Raw genomic sequence first — 248 nt, forward strand, 5'->3', positions numbered from 1 at the left:
CTGAAGCGCTTTGGCTTGCTGATACTGACGCAGAGTGGCTCGCGCTTGCTGAGATAGAAGCTGAGTTCTGGTCGTTAGATGCTGAAGCTGAGGCACTTTGGCTCGCGCTTACTGATGCTGAAGTACTTTGACTTGCTGATACAGAGGCGCTTGCTGATTGGCTTGCTGATACAGATGCTGATTGGCTTGCACTTACTGATGCTGAAGCGCTTTGGCTTGCTGATACTGACGCAGAGTGGCTCGCGCTT

At 52.0% G+C, this 248-nt stretch carries 1 protein-coding gene; it reads right to left on the reverse strand.

The features are described 5' to 3' along the window. Positions 1-248: hypothetical protein (locus B7708_RS00140; protein WP_193431734.1), on the reverse strand; the 248-nt coding region annotated here is incomplete at both ends.

The sequence above is a fragment of the Streptococcus oralis subsp. dentisani genome, from assembly GCF_002096615.1.
GTDB classification, from domain to species: domain Bacteria; phylum Bacillota; class Bacilli; order Lactobacillales; family Streptococcaceae; genus Streptococcus; species Streptococcus oralis_U.